This is a genomic window from Exiguobacterium sp. AT1b, from assembly GCF_000023045.1.
In the GTDB taxonomy this organism is placed as follows: Bacteria; Bacillota; Bacilli; order Exiguobacteriales; family Exiguobacteriaceae; genus Exiguobacterium.
The window spans coordinates 675,807-696,713 of sequence record NC_012673.1; the positions used below are offsets into that span (position 1 = coordinate 675,807).

The 20,907-nt window shown below is 47.7% G+C and carries 19 protein-coding genes, 1 riboswitch and 1 other annotated feature; of the genes, 6 read left to right on the forward strand and 13 right to left on the reverse strand.

The window, feature by feature from the left end; translation table 11 throughout:
* Positions 1-5 precede the first annotated feature (5 nt).
* Together EAT1B_RS03615 and pepV are read right to left on the reverse strand one after the other, a co-directional pair.
* Positions 6-1,157, reverse strand: coding sequence for an MFS transporter (locus EAT1B_RS03615; protein ID WP_012726774.1), 1,152 nt, complete (start codon positions 1,155-1,157; stop codon positions 6-8).
* A 59-nt stretch (positions 1,158-1,216) separates the two neighbouring features.
* Positions 1,217-2,605, reverse strand: coding sequence for a dipeptidase PepV (pepV, locus tag EAT1B_RS03620; RefSeq protein WP_012726775.1), 1,389 nt, complete (start codon positions 2,603-2,605; stop codon positions 1,217-1,219).
* A gap of 308 nt (positions 2,606-2,913) precedes the next feature.
* On the opposite strand from pepV, the gene EAT1B_RS03625 reads away from it, so the two are divergent.
* A complete protein-coding gene (locus EAT1B_RS03625) occupies positions 2,914-3,135 on the forward strand; it encodes a DeoR family transcriptional regulator (protein WP_012726776.1) in 222 nt (73 codons plus the stop codon).
* A 103-nt stretch (positions 3,136-3,238) separates the two neighbouring features.
* Positions 3,239-3,865, forward strand: coding sequence for a DUF3885 domain-containing protein (locus EAT1B_RS03630; protein WP_012726777.1), 627 nt, complete (start codon positions 3,239-3,241; stop codon positions 3,863-3,865).
* Positions 3,866-3,930: 65 nt separating this feature from the next.
* Here EAT1B_RS03630 and EAT1B_RS03635 read toward each other — a convergent pair whose 3' ends face one another.
* Both EAT1B_RS03635 and EAT1B_RS03640 read right to left on the reverse strand, forming a co-directional pair.
* Positions 3,931-4,644 carry a pseudouridine synthase gene (locus EAT1B_RS03635; protein WP_012726778.1) on the reverse strand — a complete coding sequence of 238 codons (714 nt, stop codon included), beginning with the start codon at positions 4,642-4,644 and terminating at the stop codon, positions 3,931-3,933.
* Positions 4,644-6,341 (reverse strand): polysaccharide biosynthesis protein, encoded by a 1,698-nt coding sequence (locus EAT1B_RS03640; RefSeq protein ID WP_012726779.1) that lies wholly within the window; start codon positions 6,339-6,341, stop codon positions 4,644-4,646. Before EAT1B_RS03640 ends, EAT1B_RS03635 begins: the two co-directional genes overlap by 1 nt.
* Positions 6,342-6,484: 143 nt before the next feature.
* Here EAT1B_RS03640 and EAT1B_RS03645 point away from each other — a divergent pair, with 143 nt between their 5' ends.
* Positions 6,485-7,750, forward strand: a complete 1,266-nt coding sequence (locus EAT1B_RS03645; RefSeq protein WP_012726780.1) for an aminoacetone oxidase family FAD-binding enzyme — start codon at positions 6,485-6,487, stop codon at positions 7,748-7,750.
* A 105-nt stretch (positions 7,751-7,855) separates the two neighbouring features.
* Here EAT1B_RS03645 and EAT1B_RS03650 read toward each other — a convergent pair whose 3' ends face one another.
* The 6 genes from EAT1B_RS03650 to EAT1B_RS03675 form a co-directional block, all read right to left on the reverse strand.
* Positions 7,856-8,860 (reverse strand): DUF2268 domain-containing protein, encoded by a 1,005-nt coding sequence (locus EAT1B_RS03650; protein WP_237708261.1) that lies wholly within the window; start codon positions 8,858-8,860, stop codon positions 7,856-7,858.
* A 150-nt stretch (positions 8,861-9,010) separates the two neighbouring features.
* Positions 9,011-9,523 (reverse strand): hypothetical protein, encoded by a 513-nt coding sequence (locus tag EAT1B_RS03655; protein ID WP_012726782.1) that lies wholly within the window; start codon positions 9,521-9,523, stop codon positions 9,011-9,013.
* Between the two features lie 17 nt (positions 9,524-9,540).
* Positions 9,541-10,668 (reverse strand): hypothetical protein, encoded by a 1,128-nt coding sequence (locus EAT1B_RS03660; RefSeq protein WP_148209446.1) that lies wholly within the window; start codon positions 10,666-10,668, stop codon positions 9,541-9,543.
* A 117-nt stretch (positions 10,669-10,785) separates the two neighbouring features.
* Positions 10,786-13,191 (reverse strand): leucine--tRNA ligase, encoded by a 2,406-nt coding sequence (leuS, locus tag EAT1B_RS03665; protein WP_012726784.1) that lies wholly within the window; start codon positions 13,189-13,191, stop codon positions 10,786-10,788.
* Between the two features lie 39 nt (positions 13,192-13,230).
* Positions 13,231-13,446, reverse strand: a binding site (T-box leader).
* Positions 13,447-13,499: 53 nt separating this feature from the next.
* Positions 13,500-14,246 carry a bacteriorhodopsin-like gene (locus tag EAT1B_RS03670; protein ID WP_031423082.1) on the reverse strand — a complete coding sequence of 249 codons (747 nt, stop codon included), beginning with the start codon at positions 14,244-14,246 and terminating at the stop codon, positions 13,500-13,502.
* Between the two features lie 128 nt (positions 14,247-14,374).
* A complete protein-coding gene (locus EAT1B_RS03675) occupies positions 14,375-15,559 on the reverse strand; it encodes an MFS transporter (protein WP_012726786.1) in 1,185 nt (394 codons plus the stop codon).
* Between the two features lie 178 nt (positions 15,560-15,737).
* Between EAT1B_RS03675 and EAT1B_RS03680 the strand changes: the two genes are divergently transcribed.
* Together EAT1B_RS03680 and EAT1B_RS03685 are read left to right on the forward strand one after the other, a co-directional pair.
* Positions 15,738-16,712 carry a TIGR01212 family radical SAM protein gene (locus EAT1B_RS03680; RefSeq protein ID WP_012726787.1) on the forward strand — a complete coding sequence of 325 codons (975 nt, stop codon included), beginning with the start codon at positions 15,738-15,740 and terminating at the stop codon, positions 16,710-16,712.
* Positions 16,666-17,238, forward strand: a complete 573-nt coding sequence (locus tag EAT1B_RS03685; protein ID WP_012726788.1) for a class I SAM-dependent methyltransferase — start codon at positions 16,666-16,668, stop codon at positions 17,236-17,238. Before EAT1B_RS03680 ends, EAT1B_RS03685 begins: the two co-directional genes overlap by 47 nt.
* A 31-nt stretch (positions 17,239-17,269) precedes the next feature.
* Here the strand turns inward: EAT1B_RS03685 and EAT1B_RS03690 are convergent, their stop codons facing one another.
* Together EAT1B_RS03690 and EAT1B_RS03695 are read right to left on the reverse strand one after the other, a co-directional pair.
* Positions 17,270-17,983: an alpha/beta hydrolase gene (locus EAT1B_RS03690; protein ID WP_012726789.1), complete on the reverse strand. Its 714-nt coding sequence runs from the start codon at positions 17,981-17,983 to the stop codon at positions 17,270-17,272.
* Positions 17,984-18,071: 88 nt separating this feature from the next.
* Complete coding sequence (locus EAT1B_RS03695; RefSeq protein WP_012726790.1) at positions 18,072-18,542, reverse strand: GNAT family N-acetyltransferase; 471 nt, start codon at positions 18,540-18,542, stop codon at positions 18,072-18,074.
* A gap of 165 nt (positions 18,543-18,707) precedes the next feature.
* Here EAT1B_RS03695 and EAT1B_RS03700 point away from each other — a divergent pair, with 165 nt between their 5' ends.
* Positions 18,708-19,229, forward strand: a complete 522-nt coding sequence (locus EAT1B_RS03700; protein ID WP_012726791.1) for a hypothetical protein — start codon at positions 18,708-18,710, stop codon at positions 19,227-19,229.
* Positions 19,230-19,266: 37 nt separating this feature from the next.
* Here EAT1B_RS03700 and metK read toward each other — a convergent pair whose 3' ends face one another.
* Complete coding sequence (gene metK, locus EAT1B_RS03705) at positions 19,267-20,475, reverse strand: methionine adenosyltransferase (RefSeq protein WP_012726792.1); 1,209 nt, start codon at positions 20,473-20,475, stop codon at positions 19,267-19,269.
* A 132-nt stretch (positions 20,476-20,607) separates the two neighbouring features.
* A riboswitch (SAM riboswitch) is annotated at positions 20,608-20,727 on the reverse strand.
* Between the last annotated feature and the right edge of the window lie 180 nt (positions 20,728-20,907).

Consider the following 20,907-nt stretch of genomic DNA (forward strand, 5'->3'; position numbering starts at 1 on the left):
CTCATTCATCCTTTCAACGTGCGACGTGACATTCCAATCCAAATCAATGCTCCAATTGCTGTGACAATGGTATACATCCAAAACACTCCTAAAATATCGTCAAGTTCAATGATTTTACCACTGAGCATATTAAATCCAGCTGTCGCGAGCCCAGACGTTAATGCCATATATACCCCGATGGCCGTCGAGGAAACTTGTCGATCGACGAGCGTCCGGACGAATTGAAGCGCGACGGGAATCAAGAGACCGACGACGAGACCTTGTGCGATCGCGAGAAGCCATACGACCCAAATCGGTGGTTCTAACGCAAGCACCCCGTTCCGAACTGCCGAGATGATGGCGGCCCCAACAAGAACGTTGACGCTTCCGTAGCGTTCCATAAGCTGAGAAGCCACTTTCATAAACGGGATTTCGAATAACACTGCCACGAGGAATAATGTTCCGACGAGCGTCGTCGAACCACCACTATTCGTCACGTACAGACCGAAATAATAGTTATTCGCATAAATCGGTCCGAAGACGAGCATCCCCCCACATAAGAAGAACACAAAGTGTTTGTTCCAAACAGCCGTCCATGAGAGCGGCGCCAACGTCACATCCCGAATCGAACTTTTCTCAGGAATCATTCGTACAAATACGCTGCCAAGTATTAGTAAAACAGCGCTCAACACGAATGTACTAGCTAGTCCCCACGTGCTATCAGATATTCGTCCCATTGCAAAGACGGCAATGGCAAATCCCGCTGAGCCATAGAGTCGAATTGCACCGTAATCAACTTTCGACCGCGTCGTATAGTCGAGTGTCATCATGTCCACAAGCGGGATGTGAGCACATTGGAAAACGGACCAAATCACCATAAGTATGACAATCCAAATGTAAGAGGTCGCCACTAAAAACGTGAGAGAAATGAGTGCGGCGCTCAGCATCGCCAAAATCAACCAGGCACGGACTCTCCCCGTCCGGTCGGTCAACATCCCCCACAATGGTTGCACGCCGATGGATAGAATCGGTAAGATGGCCACGATAATCCCGACTTGGCTCGGAGTCAGTCCAAACTTAGTTTGTGAAAAATATAAGGTCATATAAGGGATCAACGCCCCTTGCGCGAAGAAAATCGCGACGTACACAGACTGAAACAATCTCTTTTGCGAATCCAATGATAACTTCCTTCCTAAAGGACAGAGAGCCGACTATACCAGCCAGCTCTCCTTGTTTCTTATTTAGCGAGCTCGTAAATGGCCTCAGCATAGATTGCTGCAGCGCGTAATAAATCTTCTATCTCCATATATTCATCGACCTGATGCGCCACATCTTTAGCGCCTGGGAACAATGCGCCGAACGCGACACCAGCCTCGAGTGAACGTGCATACGTACCGCCTCCGATGGCCATCAAGTTCGCGTGCTCTCCCGTTTGACGCTCGTATACGTCTGCTAGCGTCTTCACGAGTGGGTGATCTTCTGCCACGTGATGAGGCGGCATATGTTGACGGGTCTTCAACTCGAAACCAAATGACAACGCGATTTCACGTAGGTTTTGTAAACGTTCTTCGAATTTGGCCGTATACGGGTAACGGATGTTGACCGTTGCTGTTCGTTCTTCCTCATTGTATCGGAACACGCCGCCATTGATCGTCAAGTCGCCCGTCTCATCGCTCGCTTCAATCCCGAGAGAAATTCCACGTGAGTCTGCAAACACGTGACGAACGAGTTCAATGAAGCGTTCCCCTTGAATGTCGAGAGGAAGGTGCAACAGGAACCCAGCCAGCACGTACGCAGCATTGATCCCGTTATCCGGTTCCATCGCGTGCGCCGCTTTTCCTTTCATCGTAAACGTATATGTGCCACGGTCGTATTCACACGTTCCGTCAGCTTCATATTTTTCAAGATACGCCTCGAACTTCTCCTCGAGTACCTCATCCGTCTTCAATTCGGCTTTCGCGAAGTCCGGCACCATATTCGGACGCTCCCCACTCGTGAATGACACGAGATGGTAGGCAGAACCTGGTACACGTTGAATCGGTAATTGAGTCAACACACCGTCATACAATCCTTTTTCAGCATTGATGATCGGGAAATCCGCATCTGGCGCAAATCCGTATGTCGGCATCTGTTCTTGTTTGAAATACTCACGGACACAGCGCCATTCGCTCTCCTCATCGCAACCTGCAATCAAACGGACGCGTTTTGAAAGTGGTAAGCCGAGCTCTTTGACGATTCGTAATCCATAGTATGCCGCCATAGACGGACCTTTATCATCGTTACTTCCACGCGCTACAATTTTCCCGTCAGTTGTGATGGTCGGATTGAATGCGCCATATGTCCAGCCATCGCCTGCTGGGACGACGTCAAGGTGACATAGAATGCCGACGATTTCCTCACCGTCCCCGTATTCCAAATGTCCCGCGTAACCGCCGACGTCCTTTGTTTTGAATCCATCTCGCTCACCAATTTCAAACATGTAGTCAAGCGCCTGACGAACCTCAGGACCAAACGGCATGTTCGGTGCCGCTTTCGATTCATCGAGCACGCTAGGGATTTGAAGTAATCCTTTCAAATCTTCTAAAAATGCATCTTTACGATTGTCGACTTCCTGTCTCCAATTCATGTTCATCTCCCCTTTTGCGAATGTTCTCTCCCTTACTAGTATATCCAAATGTATGAAAGACGAACATTCATTTAGAAAAGTTTTTTTCGTTCGTGTTTAAGCTTCTTTTCGATGTAAAAAAATAATCTTCATTCGATATTTACGTTCATAATCAAATCTTTACAAACAGATTGTTCGTGCTTTCCACTTGCATTTTTGCTCAAGAGCGGTATACTAAAGGTGTAATTTTAGAAAATAACAATTTTATATTTCATTTTGTCGTCTGTAGGTATGGTTTGTCATTATTCTACACATTGGGAGGTTATCCAATGAAAGGCTCAACAGATCGGATGTTAACGCGCATCAAGTCCATTTATTTGTTCATCAATGAAAGGGAATCCGTTACCACTTCAGAACTAGTAGAAGAGTTCGGCATCACGTCACGCACTGTGCAACGTGATTTGAACGTACTTGAGTACAATAACCTTGTGGAGAGCCCTAGCCGTGGCACGTGGACTTCATCAAAACGTTCACTCAAGACGGCAAATTGAATTGTATATGTATATTCAAGAGACCTGGCGTTCAGGTCTCTTTTTTATGAATGAAGGTTTTGTGGTTTTAGATTGTATCAATTGTTTAAGATGAGGTGATGATGTGAAAGAAGAAATAATGAAGTATATAGAGGACAATTTCCCAAACCTATCTGGAGAAGTCCATCTAAGATTCGAACTTGGCGAACCGTATAAAAACGGAACGGATGAGAGAATAGAGCAGGTTGTAAACAGAGTGACTACATTGTTCGAGGAAGTGTTTCAATCTGATGATTACATCCATATCTTTATCAAGGATTGGAACGAAACAGAGGACATCATGTTCGGGAATACCACTCCCGAATATTTGTATGGTTTATTCATGAAACAACAGATTGAAGAAGAAACGTTATTTGAATTAAATGAAGATATTGACGAAATGACAGGGGAAATTATAGAAATCAAACATGAATATAAAGCAAAATTTGTATCCTCGCAGATCAAGTCAATCTCTTACGAGAAAATCCTTAGAGGTATAGGAAATTACGAGCAAGGAAGAGAACCTTCAATTGGACAAGCCGTTTACTTTATTAGCATTGAGAAGAACATCATATTTCATATGTACGATGATCGAGGTTGTATCATAAGTTCAAATGAAGTTGAACCACTTGTTCCTTTGTATCACAGATATAACGACTGGTTGGTTGACTATTGGCGTGATGATTTTGATGCCATTTTCAAAAAGATATAATCGAAAAACAGAGCTTTTTATACAAAAAGAGAATCCGTCCCATCAGACAGATTCTCTCATCTTACTCATGATTGAAGAAACAGTTGAACCTCTTCTTCCGTCAACTCACGATATGCCCCGAGCTCAAGCGTCTCATCGAGTTCTAGCTCCCCGATTTGAACACGCTCCAATCGTTCGACATGTTTGCCGACCGCCGCGACCATTCGTTTCACTTGGTGATATTTCCCCTCAGACAACGTGAGACGAATGACCGACCGACGTCCGCTCCGGCTCAGTATCTCAAGACGAGCCGGCTTTGTCGTATACCCATCCTCTAACTCGACCCCATTCGCGAACGTCTTGATATCCTCTACTGTCATCTCCCCGTCGACTTCGGCGATATACACCTTGTCGACGTGCTTGCGAGGTGACATGAGCGCATGATTGAACGCGCCGTCGTTCGTGATGAGGAGCAGTCCCGTCGTATCTTTATCAAGCCGTCCGACCGGGAAGAGGTCATAATGGGCATATTCAGAATCAATCAACTCGATGACTGTCGTCTCGACTTGATCTTCCGTCGCACTGATGACCCCTTCCGGCTTATTCATCATGAAATAGATGTACGGACGATACTCGACCACTTCCCCGAACACCGTGACTTTCTCTGATGATGGGTCGACGTGCCGTTTCGCATCTTTTACAAGTGCCTCATCGACTCGCACCGCCCCTTGTTTCAATAGGATTTTCACGTCTTTTCGTGAACCATATCCCATGTTCGCTAACAACTTATCAATCCGCATTACATTTTCCTCCGATATTCAAAGCGTTTCCCTAGTAATTTACCTGCGAGATGGCTCCGCCAGCCGAGGTATCCATATACGAGAACGCCGATTGTCACTCCCACGATTGTCGCAAAAATGTCGTTCCCCCAACTCGCCTCATCATTCATTGTAACGAGAAGAGAGAGGAAGACGGCAGCGAACATCGCCCCACCCATCAAGAACATCAAGATGGTGCGACGAAGCAGTTGCTTATACGGGAAGTGGAGCGTTCGTTGAATCATCCATACCATGAGAATAATGGCCACGATGTATCCAGCGATGGTCGCGTACCCGGCTCCGATTCCGCCGAGCCAATAGACGAGCGGTACGTTCAATGCAAGTTTCGTCAACAGTCCCATCGATGTGGCAAAGATGGTGAAGTACTGACGGTTGATCCCTTGGAGGATCGCAGCCGCGACCGAGTAATAGGCCAAGAAGAATGCACTTGGTGCGTAGTGGAACAAGTATACCCATCCTTCACGGTCACCCGGGAACAAGGTGCCAAACAATGGCTCCGCAAGTGCTACGAGACCAATGACCGCAGGAATCGTCACGAAGAACGAGACTTGGAAAATATGGTTTACTTGATTTCGAACTTTTTGCATGTCCCCCGTCGTGAACGAACGAGTCACAAGCGGAATCGTCGCCATCGATACACTCGCCGCGACAGAGACTGGAATCAACACAATTTTATGGGCGTTCCCGGTCAAGAATCCATACGCCGATGTTGCTTCAGAAACGGTCGCACCCGTACTGAGCAACGTATTGACCATCGTCAATTGGTCAATCAATTGATAGAGAGGGGTCGATACCCCGACCATCACGATTGGAATCGAATAGCTAAGCAATTCGAGCAACAACGATTTCATCGAGCGGACCGGTGTGCCCGCCGGATTCTCTGTCTGACGATGAATGTCTTTTCGACGTTTCCAATACATGATGAGCACGGCGAAACTACCGATTGCCCCGATGAACGCACTGAACGTCGCAATCGTGACGGCAATGACTTTCAATCCGTTCAATTCAGTCGTTTCAACAGATTGCGTCCCTCCGAGGGCATTGGCAATCGGTTGAATGAAGTTTGAATCCGCAAAGACGAACAAGACGAGCATCGTTCCACTGAGGAGGAACAGGATGCGTACAATCTGTTCGACCACTTGTGAGATTGCCGTCGGTGCCATGTCTTGATGTCCCTGGAAATAACCACGTACCATACTCATCGCCGGGATGAGCAGTAAGGCAAAACTGACGCTTCGTGTCACGAGGGTGAGCGAGTCAATGTATTGCTGATTGTTCTCTGAGTTTCGGACCATCAGTTCGGATAACCATGGTGCCGCAAAAAAGAGTAATAAAAAAGCGACGACACCGGTCGCAAGCATCAGCTTCATCCCTTGTCGGAACAGTCGTTGACTTGTCCCGTATTCTCCTAGTGCATTATATTTTGCGATAAATTTCGAAACGGCAACGGGAATCCCTGCCGTCGAAATGGAGATCATGATCGCATAATACGTATATGCCGCTTGATATAATGTCACTCCGGCAATCCCGACCATCGCTTGGAACGGGAACGTGTACAATAGTCCTAACATTCGGGAAATCAAGTTTCCCGCTGATAAAAGAAGCGTTCCTTTGACGAAGGAGGCTCTTCCAGAATCTTGTTTGGCGCTTGATGACATGAGGTACCTCCATCTATAAATCAACGATTTCAATGAATTCGGTTTTACAAAACAACCGCTTCTCATTATACTCTTACTGTTACGGATAATAAAGTTACGATAATTTTACTAATCATATAGATGAAGAAATGAGGAGATTACCTATGAAAGATGTCATCGTCATCGGTGGAGGGCCGAGCGGACTCATGGCAACGTATGCTGCGGCAAAAAGTGGCGCATCGACCTTGCTGATTGATAAAGGCTCGAAACTCGGTCGAAAATTAGCCATTTCAGGTGGAGGACGTTGTAACGTCACGAACCGAAAACCAATTGATGAATTGATTCAATTCATCCCCGGGAACGGTCGCTTTTTATACAGCGCCCTCGCCCAGTTCGACAACCAATCCATCATCGACCTGTTCACAGGATTCGGCATCCCGCTGAAAGAAGAGGACAACGGGCGCATGTTTCCTGTGACCGATAAGGCACAAGACGTGGTCAACACATTGCTTCGTGCGATTGAAGACCTCGGTGTCGAGATTCGAAAAAAAGCAGAAGTCAAAACGCTACATTTTAATGAAGAAAACGAGTTTCACGCGGTCGAGCTGATGGACGGAGAAATGATTGAAGCGAAAGCTTGCGTCGTCGCGGTCGGCGGTCAGTCTGTCCCACACACCGGTTCGACCGGGGACGGCTATCCATGGGCAGAGAAGGCAGGACATACCATCACGGAACTCTTCCCGACAGAAGTACCGATCAAGTTGAACGATTCGTTCATCGGAACAAAACAACTTCAAGGACTATCGTTACGTGACGTCGCGTTGACGGTACACGGCAAAAAAGGAAAAGCGATCAAGACGCACCAAGGCGACATGATCTTTACCCATTTCGGGATCTCGGGTCCAATCGCGCTCCGTTGCAGTCAATATACGATCAAAGAACGGAAGCGCAGCAAAGAACAGGTCGTCCTCATGTCACTCGACTTCTTCCCGGACACGTCACGAGATGCGCTCGTCCAGGAACTGTGGAACCAAGTACAGAGCCAACCGAAGCGTGCCGTTAAAAACGTATGGAAAGGCTACATCCCCGAGCGACTTCTTGACTTATTGCTCGAAGAACTCGCATTTGGAGAAGAAGACGCGAGTCAGTTGAAAAAGCAATCCGTCATCGACTTCGCATCGCGTCTAAAAATGTTCGAGATGCACGCCGTCGGGACACTCGACTTTGACAAAGCGTTCGTCACAGGTGGCGGCGTTTCGGTTAAAGAAGTTGCGCCACAGACGATGATGTCAAAGAAAGCACCAGGCCTTTTCTTTGCCGGTGAAGTGCTCGACATTCATGGATACACAGGTGGCTACAATATCACGGCCGCCTTCACAACGGGACATTGTGCCGGATCGCACGCAGCTGAACTGGCGACAGAGCGGTAAAAGGTTCGATCTTACGTATCGGCTACGTACTATTATGTTCACTAACAATCAAAAGGCTTGATCCTGTATCATTCAGGACCAAGCCTTTTTTACATTCTTTTCAACTTAATTTTCCAATTCCATCACATTTCGATACTTGTATTTTTCTAAAATCTCATGATCTTCTTTGAAGGTCCATTCGGGAATCGACGGTTCTGGGTGCGCCGTCAAATAATCATGGAGCACATCCCTCCCTAGAATATAGTTACTCCAACGTGGCATCTCTTTTTGATAATTACCGACTACAAAATCGGTGAAGGACGTTTCATAATCATTCACTCGACTCGCAATATGTTTCATGGTCGCTTCATCAACGTCTACATACCACGGTGGCGTTACCCCTTTGACAATGCGGTCGGCAAACGCATCCGCTTTCCCTTCAATAATCACTGACTCGAGAATCGAACTCAGGTTATATTCGTTTTGATCACGAAGAATCAGATGATGGTATTCATGAGCCGTCGAATAGGCTAGCACATCTTTGTCAAAATCTGTATCGAGAAACAAGATGAATACGTCTTTGTATGCTGCTGCGCCTACTCCTTTCAACGGTTCACTATCGTAAAAGAATTCAGGATTATACGGTGCAATAAACACTGTGCTCTTCTTTTTGGGTAAGATTTGATTTGAATCTGCATATGTCGATGCAATAATCTCTTTAATCTCCTCATGCTGCTCGATTAATTTGTCTAACTGCTTCAGCAATTGTTGCTTATGAGGGGTCGACTTTAGATTAAAATCAGTTTTTAATCTAGATGTATCGATCTTTTCTTCCTCTCCGACTTCACCTATGTAATCGAGTACGTATTTTTTGAAGTTTTGTTTGCTCTCCTCCGAATCGGTTGATTCAAGGGATGCGTTCAAATATTGTTGGTATTGCGTATAGAGTGGGACGATTGTCAATTCATTCTCATCGTTTATTTTTATCGTTTCGATTGAAACGTCAGGCTCTGATTTTTTAGATTCTAACTCTTTTTCATCCTCACTACATGCTGCTAATAGAAGTGCTGAACTTACACATAGAATTCCGAGTACTTTTTTCAGTTGAACGACCTCCATCTCAATGATCAATATTCCTCGCTTGCTTACTTATGTTAAATTATACCATAAATTACTCTTATGACCTTTCCGATACCCTCTAAATAACATGATGACGTCACGATCATCACAACAAAAAAAACAGCTTGAACCCTTTCTAATGAGGTTTCAAGCCGTTTGTGATTATTCTTTCCCTGCGATTTGACGACGCACTTCTTTTTCGAGCTCCGGCTCGGGTGGCATCCATCCTTCAGGTTTCATGACTTTATTGTCCGATTCGCGTAAAATCGGCTTCCCGTCCGGTCCAAGTTTCGCCATATTGGCACGCTGGACGATTTCAAACAACGGAACGGGATCGAGTCCGAGTTCCACGAAACTGCCCATCACAAAATATAACGCGTCCGTTAACGCATCCCCTTGTCCGACGAGACGTTCCACATCATCTGACGGTGGTGCGTCTTGTAATGATTTTTGGACCGCTTTTTGGAAGCCTTCTTGGAATTGCTCGATGGCTTGTAAAAACTCTTCTTCCGATTGCGAGGATTGATGCAAAAACTCGACGACCGCTTCCTCTGCCGTCCAAACCGAGCGTTTTGTCGCACGATCAAGTGTCAACGGTTGCGGCGATTTTGCTCCTGGATGTCCAAAAGTTTCATGAAATTGTTTCACTTCTTCAAAAAAATAACGCTTGCTCATCTGTCTTTCCCCCATTGTTAGTCCACAGAGACGAAAGCATCCAAATCAAATACTTCCGGGTGGACGATTGCAAAGATTTCATTGTCTTGTAAAAACATGCCGGTTGAGTCATACACGCGAGGTGTCACCATCTGACCGTTGATGGTACTTTCTTCCGGGTTCACTGTGTAGAGGACGAGTTCTTCCGAGTCGAGAACGTAAATCCGGCCTTGTCGTTCGACAAGCCCGACGCCTTCGAATCGCTCAAACTTTTGCTGGATTGAGGCGCTCATCCCGTCAGCCGATAACGCTTGACGCGAATCGAGCATCCATTCGGTCTCGGGCTCTTGTTTCTCTTCTTCCGCTTCTTGTTCGTTCGACTCATTGTCAGGCGCGTCTTCAGATACAGCCGATTCGCTCGAGGCGTCGTCATTCGTCGAGACGTTCTCTGTCGTTGTGTCTTCTGATGATTCTTCTGTTTTTGGAGTAGCCGTGTCAGCATCAGTTGACGCTTCTGATGATTTGTCATCGGCTGGAGTCTCCGGTTCGATCTCCCGTTCTTCGATATAAAGGAGCTCAAGGTCCGGGGTATCCGCCAATCGGTTCATCATGAACAGACGTTTCGTTTCCCGGTCATAACCAAGACCAAAGATTCGGTCTTCCGACACGAGTCCTTTGATTTGTTTACGTGGTCTCTCGACCCAGCGTCCTTCTTCTCGTTCGATTGTGACGAGAGTTCCATTCGCTGTCACTGCATACACAAGATCTTCTTCGACCATGCGCATTCCGATAAAATCATCGAGGCGCTGTTTCCCTGAATTCTCCAGTTGAAGCACCGAGTTGACGCGCGTTCCGTTTCCACTCACCTCAAAAAATTCAGCTTGTTCGGTTAAGACCAAATATGCCCCGATCGTGTCACTGTAGTACACTTCATCGATTTGACTGATTTGTTCGAGGGCATCGGTCGTATCGATATCTTCATCATCCTGCGCCGCTTCCACGGGTGGAAGGGATGCTGTTTGATGACTCGTTTGAATATCAATTTTTTCAAATGTCGAGGCGACCTGTCGTTGAATCTCTTCATCTGAAAAGACAAAAACATAACAAAGGATCACACCGACCACGACGGCACATAGTGTCGTGTATAGCACATAAGAACGTTTCATGGACATGTCGTCCCCTTCTACTTCAGTATCGCCCTTTAGTGTATCAAAACCGTCCAAAAAAGAAAATGACCTCACCAAAAAGAAAAGAATGTGCGACAATGTCACACATTCTTTTTGTTACCCCACTACAATATTGACGAGTTTTCCAGGAACGACAATGACTTTACGAACCGTCTTGCCTTCTGTGAACTCTTGGACACGCTCGTTCCCGAGTGCTTCCGCTTCAAGTGCTTCTTTTGATGCGTCACGAGAGACGTGCATTTTCGCACGGAGTTTCCCGTTCACCTGGATGACGACTTCAATCGTGTCGCTCACAAGTTTTGACTCATCGTATGTCGGCCAAGCCGCATACGTCAACTCTTCCGTCATGCCCATCTTCTCCCACAACTCTTCAGACAAGTGTGGCGCGACCGGTGAAAGCATCTTGATGAAGTCGACCATTTGCGATTTCGGCAACGTCTCTTGTTTGTTCGCTTCATTGACGAAGACCATCAACTGCGAGATTGCCGTGTTGAAGCGAAGGGCTTCATAATCCTCCGTGACTTTTTTCACCGTCTGATGATACGTACGTTCAAAGTCGGCAGTCGGTGCCACGTCTGCGAAGTTCGTCTGATCGAACAAACGCCAGACGCGGTCGAGGAAGCGACGTGCCCCGTCAAGACCATTCGTCGACCATGCGATGGCCGCATCAAGTGGTCCCATGAACATTTCGTAAAGACGGAGTGTATCGGCTCCGTGCGACTTCACGATATCATCCGGGTTGACAACGTTCCCACGAGATTTCGACATCTTCTCGTTGTTCTCACCGAGGATCATTCCTTGGTTGTAGAGTTTTTGGAACGGTTCGCTCGTCGGGACGACACCGATATCAAAGAGGACTTTATGCCAGAAACGTGCGTAGAGCAAGTGAAGAACGGCATGCTCCGTACCCCCGATATACAAGTCGACTGGAAGCCAACGCTTGAGTTTCTCAGGATCCGCGATCATCTCTTCGTTATCTGGATCGATGTAACGGATGTAGTACCAGCAGCTACCTGCCCATTGTGGCATCGTGTTCGTCTCGCGACGACCTTTTTCCCCCGTGACCGGATCTGTGTACGTCAACCACTCTTCTGCGTTCGCGAGTGGCGACTCACCTGTACCAGATGGTTTGATTTCATCGATGATCGGAAGTTCGAGCGGAAGCTCTTCGACCGGTACCGTCTTCATTGTTCCGTCTTCCATGTGGACGACCGGAATCGGCTCGCCCCAGTAACGTTGACGGCTGAACAACCAGTCACGAAGACGGTATGTCGTCTTCGCACGCCCTGTGCCACTCGCTTCGAGCTCTTCAATGATCGTCTTGATGGCATCGGCTTTATTAAGTCCGTTCAAGCTACCAGAGTTGACGTGCTCTCCGTCTTCGACGTAAGCCGCCTCTTCCACGTTTCCACCTTTGACGACTTCACGGATCGGGAGGTCGAACGTTTTCGCAAACTCATAATCGCGCTCATCGTGTCCAGGAACAGCCATGACTGCACCTGTCCCATATGTCGAGAGAACGTAGTCCGCTGTCCAAATCGGAAGTTTCTCGCCGTTCACCGGGTTGATCGCATATGCGCCCGTGAAGACACCCGTCTTCTCTTTGGCGAGATCTGTACGCTCAAGGTCCGTCTTCTTCGAGACTTCTTCAATGTAAGCTTCGACTGCCGTCGATTGTTCAGGCGTCGTGATCACTTTCGTGAACGGATGCTCTGGTGCGAGTGTTACGTATGTCGCCCCATGAAGCGTATCTGGACGTGTTGTGAATACCGTGACAATCTTATCGTGACCATCGACTTTAAAGTCGACCTCGGCACCGACTGATTTGCCAATCCAGTTGCGTTGCATCTCTTTCACGCTCTCAGGCCAATCGAGACCTTCCAAATCTTCAAGCAAACGCTCTGCGTATTCTGTGATACGAAGCACCCACTGCTTCATTGGGACACGGTAGACCGGGTGGTTCCCACGCTCTGACAACCCATCGATGACTTCCTCGTTCGCAAGGACTGTACCGAGAGCCGGGCACCAGTTGACCGCGACTTCATCGACGTATGCGAGACCACGTTCGAAGAGTTGCGTGAAGATCCACTGCGTCCATTTATAGTATTTCGGGTCCGTCGTGCTAATTTCACGGTCCCAATCGTATGAGAATCCGAGTTCTTTCAACTGACGGCGGAACGTCTCGATGTTGCGCGCTGTGAATTCACGCGGGTCGTTCCCTGTGTCGAGTGCATATTGCTCGGCAGGAAGACCGAACGCATCCCAGCCAATCGGGTGAAGGACGTTATATCCTTGCATCCGTTTCATACGAGCGATGATATCCGTCGCTGTGTAACCTTCCGGGTGACCGACGTGAAGACCTGCACCGGATGGGTACGGGAACATATCAAGGACGTAGAAACAATCCTTTTCCGGGTCTTCTGTCGTTTTAAATGCTTCTTTCTCTTCCCAACGCTTTTGCCACTTCGGCTCGATTTCTTGATGTTTAAAATAGCTCAACATTCTTCCTCCTCTGCATAATAAAAAGCCTTCCGTCCCCGAAAATGGGACGAAAGGCTTGAAAGCTCTCCGCGGTACCACCCATGTTGCATTGCTGCCACTTGAGACGCCGGTAACGAGGCGTAACCCCGGTTTTCCCTACTCGTTTCAGGAAAACAGCTCCAAGGCGAGTTCACAACATCCGCTTATCGATTCACACCATCCATCGACTCTCTTTGAAACGGAACGTTCGCTACTAGTCCTCTTCAACGCTTGCTATTCATCGTAGTCTATTTTAGCCCATTCTGAAATTCAACGTCAACTTGAAGTTTTCAAGCTTTGACTTGTTTTTGCGTTGAGATGGTTTTGACAGCAAAGAACGCAATCAATCCGAATCCAACTTTATTGATTAAATCCGCAACGTTGTAAATCAATTCGCGCACGAGCTGAACTTCAATCCCTGTTGCGAACAATGTCACCGCATAGCCGATTGGGTAAATCGCCCATCCGATCAAAATGAAGAGACGCATGTTGAGTAACGCCTTCCGAATAGGTGGAGGTGACGTCTCCGCCGCTTTCGTGACGTTCGTGAAGAGCAAGTAAATGATATAAATCCACGCGATACAACCGACAAGATATCCCCAAAGTCCGAGTTGCGTGAATCCGCCGTTCAAGTTAATAGACGACTCGCCGAGATAACCGGCAACAATCATGATGATATCCGCAATAATCAACTTCGTTAATAAACCGGTTTTCATCTTCCCTTGCAGGCTGAGCAGTAGCGGAAACTTGATCAAGAGTAAAGGTGTCGTGACAAGCCAATCGATATACCGAATCTCCGTCGGGAATCCGGTGATTTCCGATAGTAATCCAGAATCGCCGACCGCATCTTTCATAAAGTAATAATGAATCGCTGCTACAAACGTAACGAGTGCGGCCACCGTCGCGACGGAACGGTACTCGGGATCAAGACTGCTCCGCTCAACGAGAAAATACAAAGTCGCAGCTGCCATTCCTACAAAACCAACCCAAAACATATACTGCGTTGCCAACACGAGTAAATTGACTTCCTCGTTCATCATGCCCATCCCCTTTAATGAGAACTGACCGACAACAAACATATGTGGTTGAAAGGATCCTTCACCTAAATTTTATCCTCGAAAGTCAATAGGTCGAAGCTTTAAATCTGTAGAGAATATGCGCAAAGTCATGAACTTTGAACATTTAATGAACGAATGCGCAAGAAGACGATGTTAGCTGTGATAATCAGCATAATAATCAACGTAAATACCGCATTCATGCCGAACGCATCGAATAACAAACCGGAGAACGTCGGTCCAATCATCCGACCGACGGATGCTGCGATATTGACGAGCCCTTGGTATTGTCCAGCTTTCCCAGGAGGGGCGAGTTTCGCCGCAATCGTCGGAACCGCCGGCCAGACAAACATCTCCCCGATGGTCATGACGACCATCGCGACCATGAACATTCCGAACCCACCAGCGAATGGGACAATCAAGAACGCGCCGAGGAAAATGGATGCCCCGATGATCAGTTGACGTTTTAAGTCGTCCTCAAACTGTCGTAAGACACGATTGAGCAACGGTTGTGCGAAGACGATCATCGCCCCGTTCACTGTCCAAAGGAGTGAGTATTGACTGATTGTGACACCGAGGTCTTTCGAGTGAACGGCAATCGTCCCTTGCCATTGCACGTACACGAACCAAAGTACCGCATAACCAACGGCGACATACCACATCGACTTCATCGTCGCACTCGAGAGTGTCGTGGCGGCCGCTTCGAGTTGCGACTGAACGACCGGACGTGCCGGGTTTTTCAAATAACGCAGTCCAAACAAGAGCACCACGACAAATAAGACCGATAAGAAGAAGTTCGCAAAAAAAATCCACTCGATGTTAAATCGAGCGATTTGACCACTCATTGCCGTACCGAGGGCGACCCCCACGTTTTGCGCGACGTAAATCGCATTGAACGAACGGCGTCCCCCTTCTGGCCATATGAGACCCGCAAACGCATATACGGTCGGAAAGACGAGTCCACCTGAAAGACCGATCAATCCGAGCCATACGAGGTAGCCGAAGAACGTGGCATGAAACAGTAAAAATCCAAGTGAGCTCGCGAGCAAGAGACCGACAGAAATCATCAACGTCGTCTTCCCACCGATTCGATCGAATAGCGTCCCTCCGATGTAGTTCCCTACAATCGCGAGTGCTGAGTTCACAAGAAGCGCCACCCCAGCAAGCGTCATCGACTCACCTAAAAAATCATGAATATACAGTGTGTTAAACGGCCATAAAAAAGACGCCGCCGTTGTATTGAGCGCCATCGCAATGACTAAAATCCATACCGAAATTGGCATTTTATTGTTCACACCAAGTCCTCCTTTCATTCTTCTTTCACATTAAAAAAATCGGCACAAAAAGGCCGAATCGACAAGATTTCCTTATCAAACCTAAACGAACGCCAACGAAGTGTCAAGAAAAATTACTTATTATGAAGTTTTGTCATTTTCCGTTTGTGATAGGATGAGCAAGGAAGGAGAGATGAACATGAATCCATTCGGTCAAAATCGCTACCATACACTCAATGAGGCGTATCGCCGAGAGTACGGGGGCAAGGTGTTTAAAGTGCCACTCGATGGTGGCTTCACGTGCCCGAACCGTGACGGACGTGTCTCAAAAGGTGGATGCACCTTCTGTTCGGACGATGGCAGTGGTGATTTCGCGGGAAATGCTTGCGACCCGATTCCCGTTCAATTTGCAGAAGTGAAGGCTCGTCTCCACCGGAAGTGGAAGAGTGCCAAATATATTGCTTATTTTCAAGCGTTCAGTAACACGTACGCACCAGTTGAGCGGTTACGTGAATTGTATGAACCGGCATTAAAAGAGGATGGGGTCGTCGGTCTCTCGATTGCGACACGTCCTGACTGCTTACCGGACGACGTCGTCGCCTATTTAGCAGAGTTGAATGAACGGACGTCCCTTTGGGTGGAGCTCGGTCTTCAGACCGTACATGACACGACCGCTAAAAAGATCAATCGTGGGCACGACTATCAATCGTTTTTGACCGGTCTTGCGAAACTTCGCCGTCACAATATTCGTGTCTGCGTTCATATCATCAATGGTCTCCCAGGTGAGACACCAGAGATGATGCTCGACACTGCACGAGAAGTTGCTAAAATGGACATACAAGGAATCAAGATCCACTTACTTCACGTCTTGAAACACACACCGCTCGCCCGTCAATATGAGAAAGGACTGCTCGACTTGATGGAGGAAGACACATACGTCTCCCTCGTCTGCGATCAACTCGAACGAATCCCTCCCGAGGTGATTGTCCATCGTTTGACAGGAGACGGTCCACCCGACCTCTTGATCGGTCCGTTATGGAGCCGTCACAAGATGCAGGTGCTTAACAAGATTCGTGCGGAATTGGAGCGCCGGGATTCTTTCCAAGGAAAAAAGAAGGATGAGATCTATGGGATTAATGAGAGTACTACCTTTTGCAAAACAATTACTACATGACCATATCGAGGAAGGTCAGGTCGCCATCGATATGACGGCCGGGAACGGACACGATACGTTGTTTCTAGCGAATGCCGTAGGCGAGACAGGACATGTCTATGCCTTTGATATCCAATCAGAAGCTGTAGCAGCCACAAAGGCGCGGGTTGAAGAATCGGGTGTCAGTAATCGGGTGACCGTGATTCATGATAGTCATGATACGGTCCAAGCAGTCGTTGAAAAGGAAGCGCGGCCGATCACCGCGGCCGTCTTCAACTTAGGGTATTTACCGGGAAGCGACAAATCCATCACGACACACGGAAATACGACGATTGCTGCATTATCCCAACTATTAGACGTCATGGCCGTCGGTGGCGTCATCGTCATCGTGATTTACCACGGACATGAAAGTGGGAAAGTCGAACGAGACGAGGTGCTCCGTTATGTCGAGTCCCTCGATCAAAAGCAGGCGGGTGTCCTGCGTTATGGGTTTATCAACCAAGTCAATCATCCCCCATTCATCGTGGCGATTGAAAAACGTGCATAAGAAAAAGGCGGCTCACTAGAGTCGCCTTCTGTCATTCTTGAATCAATTCATAAAACGTCATGAGGGTTTCCGCGAATTTCGTGTTCAATCGTTCGTAACCAAAGTGTGGGAATCCTTCCAATCGCCGGATATACACTTGGTCCCCACCGATTTTCCGACAAACATTCAACGTCAACTTCACGTCCGCGAACTGGTCGTCTGGTGCATAGAAACAGGCGAGCGGAAGGCGTGGCAGATGCTTCTTCTCTTCCTGATGCTCGACGATTTCCTCTTCGATTTCTCGATATTGCGCATACGTGATTTCTCCGAATCGGGATGACTCGTCTCCCCCGCCGGTGAATGTCATCATCCCGAGTGGCAAGTCAGGGCGAAAACGGTCGACAGCACTTGCGACGACTTGTTTCAATCCACCGATTTGACGAGTTGCATGCCAATCAAACAATGGGGAGATGTATGTGAGACTCCCGAGTGGCACATCGTACTCCTGCAAAAGGCGATTCGTTAAGAGTGCGCCAAGGCTGAATGCCACGACATGAATCGGTAATTTATATTCCCCTGCCTCGCGCAACGCTCGCTTGATCAGTTGCTTATGGTCACCTGCCGTCAATCCAATCGATTGATCGCGGACGACGATGACTTCGTACTCGTCCTCGAGCCGTCGAATAAAGTTCTCGCTGATCCGTGACGTGAATTGTAACGGATACACGATGACGATGACTCCTTTTCGTGCTTCTTCATTTGCCATACTGCCGTCACCTCGTTTATAGACTACATTCATTGTATCAAAAAAACATCAGCCGCAACTGATGTTTGAATAAAATCCGTCTGGAGGCTTAGCTCGGGTCATATCGTAAATGAATGAGTTCCATCGGACGATCATATACTTCTTCCTGGATACGATTCACTTCTTTGAAAGATTGATGTAAGAGGAAGGCAATCGCTTGATCATTCGAGCTTTCGACGTACACTTCCATCGGTTGTTCTTTTTTCGATTGAAGGTGGGCCAGAAAGGCTGCCCCGTAGCCGTTTCGATGATAATCGGGGTGCAGATAGAGGCGGAGCATCTCCCACATGTCACCGCGATCGATGGCATGACAAAATCCGATGACCTCTTCTTCATATTCGCCAACGATAAAATATTGTTCTCGTGCTTCTTCACTTGAACTGATTGCTCGTACAATCTCTTCTTGCCGATATGCGCGTTCCATCGCTCTCGTTCGATTGGAATCATCCTGTGATATGGTCGCCAGCGCGATGTTCCGAATCAGCGTCGCATCTTCTGGCACTGCTTCCCTCATGTTCATGACAGCTTCCCCCTTTTGGCCAATCTATTTGTATCATTCCCTATCCCAATGTTTTTATCCTGCTCCTTCATTTCTTTTTCATGACGATTCATCAGAAAACGTTACGTTGCCATTGCTCTAGGGTATAACACAAGCAATGCCAATCAAACGAAGGAGTGGAACCGCATGGAACCTAGACAAGAACATGATCCGAAAGTAGAGCAGACAGCCAACCCGAACCGTCAATTTGATCAATTGGACGGGGGAAGTCCAAAGATCAGTGTCGTGACCGGGATGTTGCTCGGTGCACTCGTCGGTGGTCTACTCGCCTTACTTAGCTCCTCGAACCGGGAGCAGACAAAGCAATCCCTCTCGAATGCGAAATCGTCGGTCGGGGGCCTCGTCAACGAAGTGAAACAAGATCCTGCCGGCAAGGCGTCTCAAGTCATTGAGCAAGTGAAGTCAGCCTCGACAAAGATTCAAGAAGTCTCCACAGACGTCCAAAACGTATACGAAAAAGTCGTCGGGGAAGTCGATACCGTGAAAGAGGACGTCACTAAAATCGTCGAGACGGCTCAAGAGGCCAAGTCAGACTTACAGGACATCGGGGAGAAAGTCGTCGAAGCGAAGGATACGGCGCTTGGACAAGATACGACGACAACTGATTCTTCATCCGATTCAAATAAACAGACACCTCCGACAACGTAAAAAAACGACCTTTCCGCGGAAAGGTCGTTTTTGATGATTACGCGAAACGTTTCGCGCCTTCTTCAAGAATGGCTGCTTTATCTGTTTGCTCCCATGGGAGCTCGATGTCTGTACGACCGAAGTGACCGTATGCTGCCGTTTGTTTGTAGATTGGGCGACGAAGGTCGAGCATCTTGATGATGCCTGCCGGACGGAGGTCGAAGTTCTCACGAACGAGTTCAACGAGCTCCGTTTCGCTCAATTTACCTGTGCCGAACGTATCGACAGCGATCGATACTGGGTGTGCAACACCGATTGCGTACGCAAGTTGAACTTCCGCTTTATCCGCAAGTCCTGCTGCAACGATGTTTTTCGCTACATAGCGAGCTGCGTATGCCGCTGAACGGTCAACTTTTGTAGGATCTTTACCAGAGAATGCGCCGCCACCGTGACGAGCGTATCCACCGTACGTATCAACGATGATCTTACGTCCTGTCAAACCTGCATCTCCTTGTGGTCCACCGATTACGAAGCGACCAGTCGGGTTGATGAAGTATTTTGTTTCAGCATCGATGAGTTCAGCCGGAATGACTGCCTCGATGACATGTTTTTTCAAGTCTTCTTGAATTTGCTCAAGCGTGATCTCTTCCGCGTGTTGTGTCGAAATAACGATCGTATCGATGCGAACTGGGTTGTTGTCCTCATCATACTCAACCGTTACTTGCGTCTTCCCGTCCGGACGAAGGTACTCGAGCGTACCGTTCTTACGTACTTCAGCAAGACGACGTGACAACTTGTGTGCCAACGAGATCGGAAGCGGCATGAGTTCAGGTGTCTCGTTTGTTGCATATCCGAACATGAGACCTTGGTCTCCTGCACCGATTGCATCGAGTTCCTCTTCAGTCATCTGACCTTCACGTGCTTCAAGCGCCTGGTCAACACCTTGCGCGATGTCTACCGATTGCTCATCAATCGACGTCAAGACCGCACACGTTTCAGCATCAAAGCCGTATTTCGCACGTGTGTATCCGATTTCGCGGATTGTTTCACGGACAACTTTCGGGATATCCACGTAAGTTGACGTTGTGATTTCACCAGCTACGAGTACAAGACCTGTTGTGACAGACGTTTCTGCCGCAACACGGGCATTCGGGTCTTCCGCTAAAATGGCATCCAAGATGGAGTCAGAAATCTGATCACAAATTTTGTCTGGATGTCCTTCAGTAACCGACTCTGAAGTAAAAAGTCGACGGTTCAATTTTGACATTCAAAAAACCTCCTATAATAAGGGTATTATGTGGACGGTACTCGTTCCCCTTACGCGTTGCTTTGGGACGGTAATGAAAAAAACCTCCCCCGATGACATACATTGGGAAAGGTTGAATCGTTCTTCCTTACCCTCTTATCGTTCGAAGCTAATGGCTTCGCTTCAGGATAGCACCTTTTCCGCACAAGACTTCATGTCGGACGGTTGCTGGGCTTCGTAGGGCCTTGTTCCCTCCACCGCTCAGAATAAGAGTATCCGTTACGAAAACCATCATATAAATGACACTCGATTATGTCAAGGGAATCAGACGAATTCGTAAAAGTTTTCACTGACTTGCAAAACATTTCTGTTTGTGAATCGTCAAACATTTTTTTATTTCGTTTCTTTTTTTAACACCTTGTGATAAGAGAATGTGATAAAATGACTTTGTAA

Excerpts from the sequence above, each read along its gene's own strand:
- pepV (WP_012726775.1), bottom strand. The coding sequence starts at position 2,605 with ATGAATTGGAGACAGGAAGTCGACAATCGTAAAGATGCATTTTTAGAA.
- EAT1B_RS03625 (WP_012726776.1), top strand. The coding sequence starts at position 2,914 with ATGAAAGGCTCAACAGATCGGATGTTAACGCGCATCAAGTCCATTTAT.
- EAT1B_RS03635 (WP_012726778.1), bottom strand. The coding sequence starts at position 4,644 with ATGCGGATTGATAAGTTGTTAGCGAACATGGGATATGGTTCACGAAAA.
- EAT1B_RS03640 (WP_012726779.1), bottom strand. The coding sequence starts at position 6,341 with ATGTCATCAAGCGCCAAACAAGATTCTGGAAGAGCCTCCTTCGTCAAA.
- EAT1B_RS03645 (WP_012726780.1), top strand. The coding sequence starts at position 6,485 with ATGAAAGATGTCATCGTCATCGGTGGAGGGCCGAGCGGACTCATGGCA.
- EAT1B_RS03655 (WP_012726782.1), bottom strand. The coding sequence starts at position 9,523 with ATGAGCAAGCGTTATTTTTTTGAAGAAGTGAAACAATTTCATGAAACT.
- EAT1B_RS03660 (WP_148209446.1), bottom strand. The coding sequence starts at position 10,668 with ATGAAACGTTCTTATGTGCTATACACGACACTATGTGCCGTCGTGGTC.
- leuS (WP_012726784.1), bottom strand. The coding sequence starts at position 13,191 with ATGTTGAGCTATTTTAAACATCAAGAAATCGAGCCGAAGTGGCAAAAG.
- EAT1B_RS03670 (WP_031423082.1), bottom strand. The coding sequence starts at position 14,246 with ATGAACGAGGAAGTCAATTTACTCGTGTTGGCAACGCAGTATATGTTT.
- EAT1B_RS03680 (WP_012726787.1), top strand. The coding sequence starts at position 15,738 with ATGAATCCATTCGGTCAAAATCGCTACCATACACTCAATGAGGCGTAT.
- EAT1B_RS03685 (WP_012726788.1), top strand. The coding sequence starts at position 16,666 with ATGGGATTAATGAGAGTACTACCTTTTGCAAAACAATTACTACATGAC.
- EAT1B_RS03690 (WP_012726789.1), bottom strand. The coding sequence starts at position 17,983 with ATGGCAAATGAAGAAGCACGAAAAGGAGTCATCGTCATCGTGTATCCG.
- EAT1B_RS03695 (WP_012726790.1), bottom strand. The coding sequence starts at position 18,542 with ATGAACATGAGGGAAGCAGTGCCAGAAGATGCGACGCTGATTCGGAAC.
- EAT1B_RS03700 (WP_012726791.1), top strand. The coding sequence starts at position 18,708 with ATGGAACCTAGACAAGAACATGATCCGAAAGTAGAGCAGACAGCCAAC.
- metK (WP_012726792.1), bottom strand. The coding sequence starts at position 20,475 with ATGTCAAAATTGAACCGTCGACTTTTTACTTCAGAGTCGGTTACTGAA.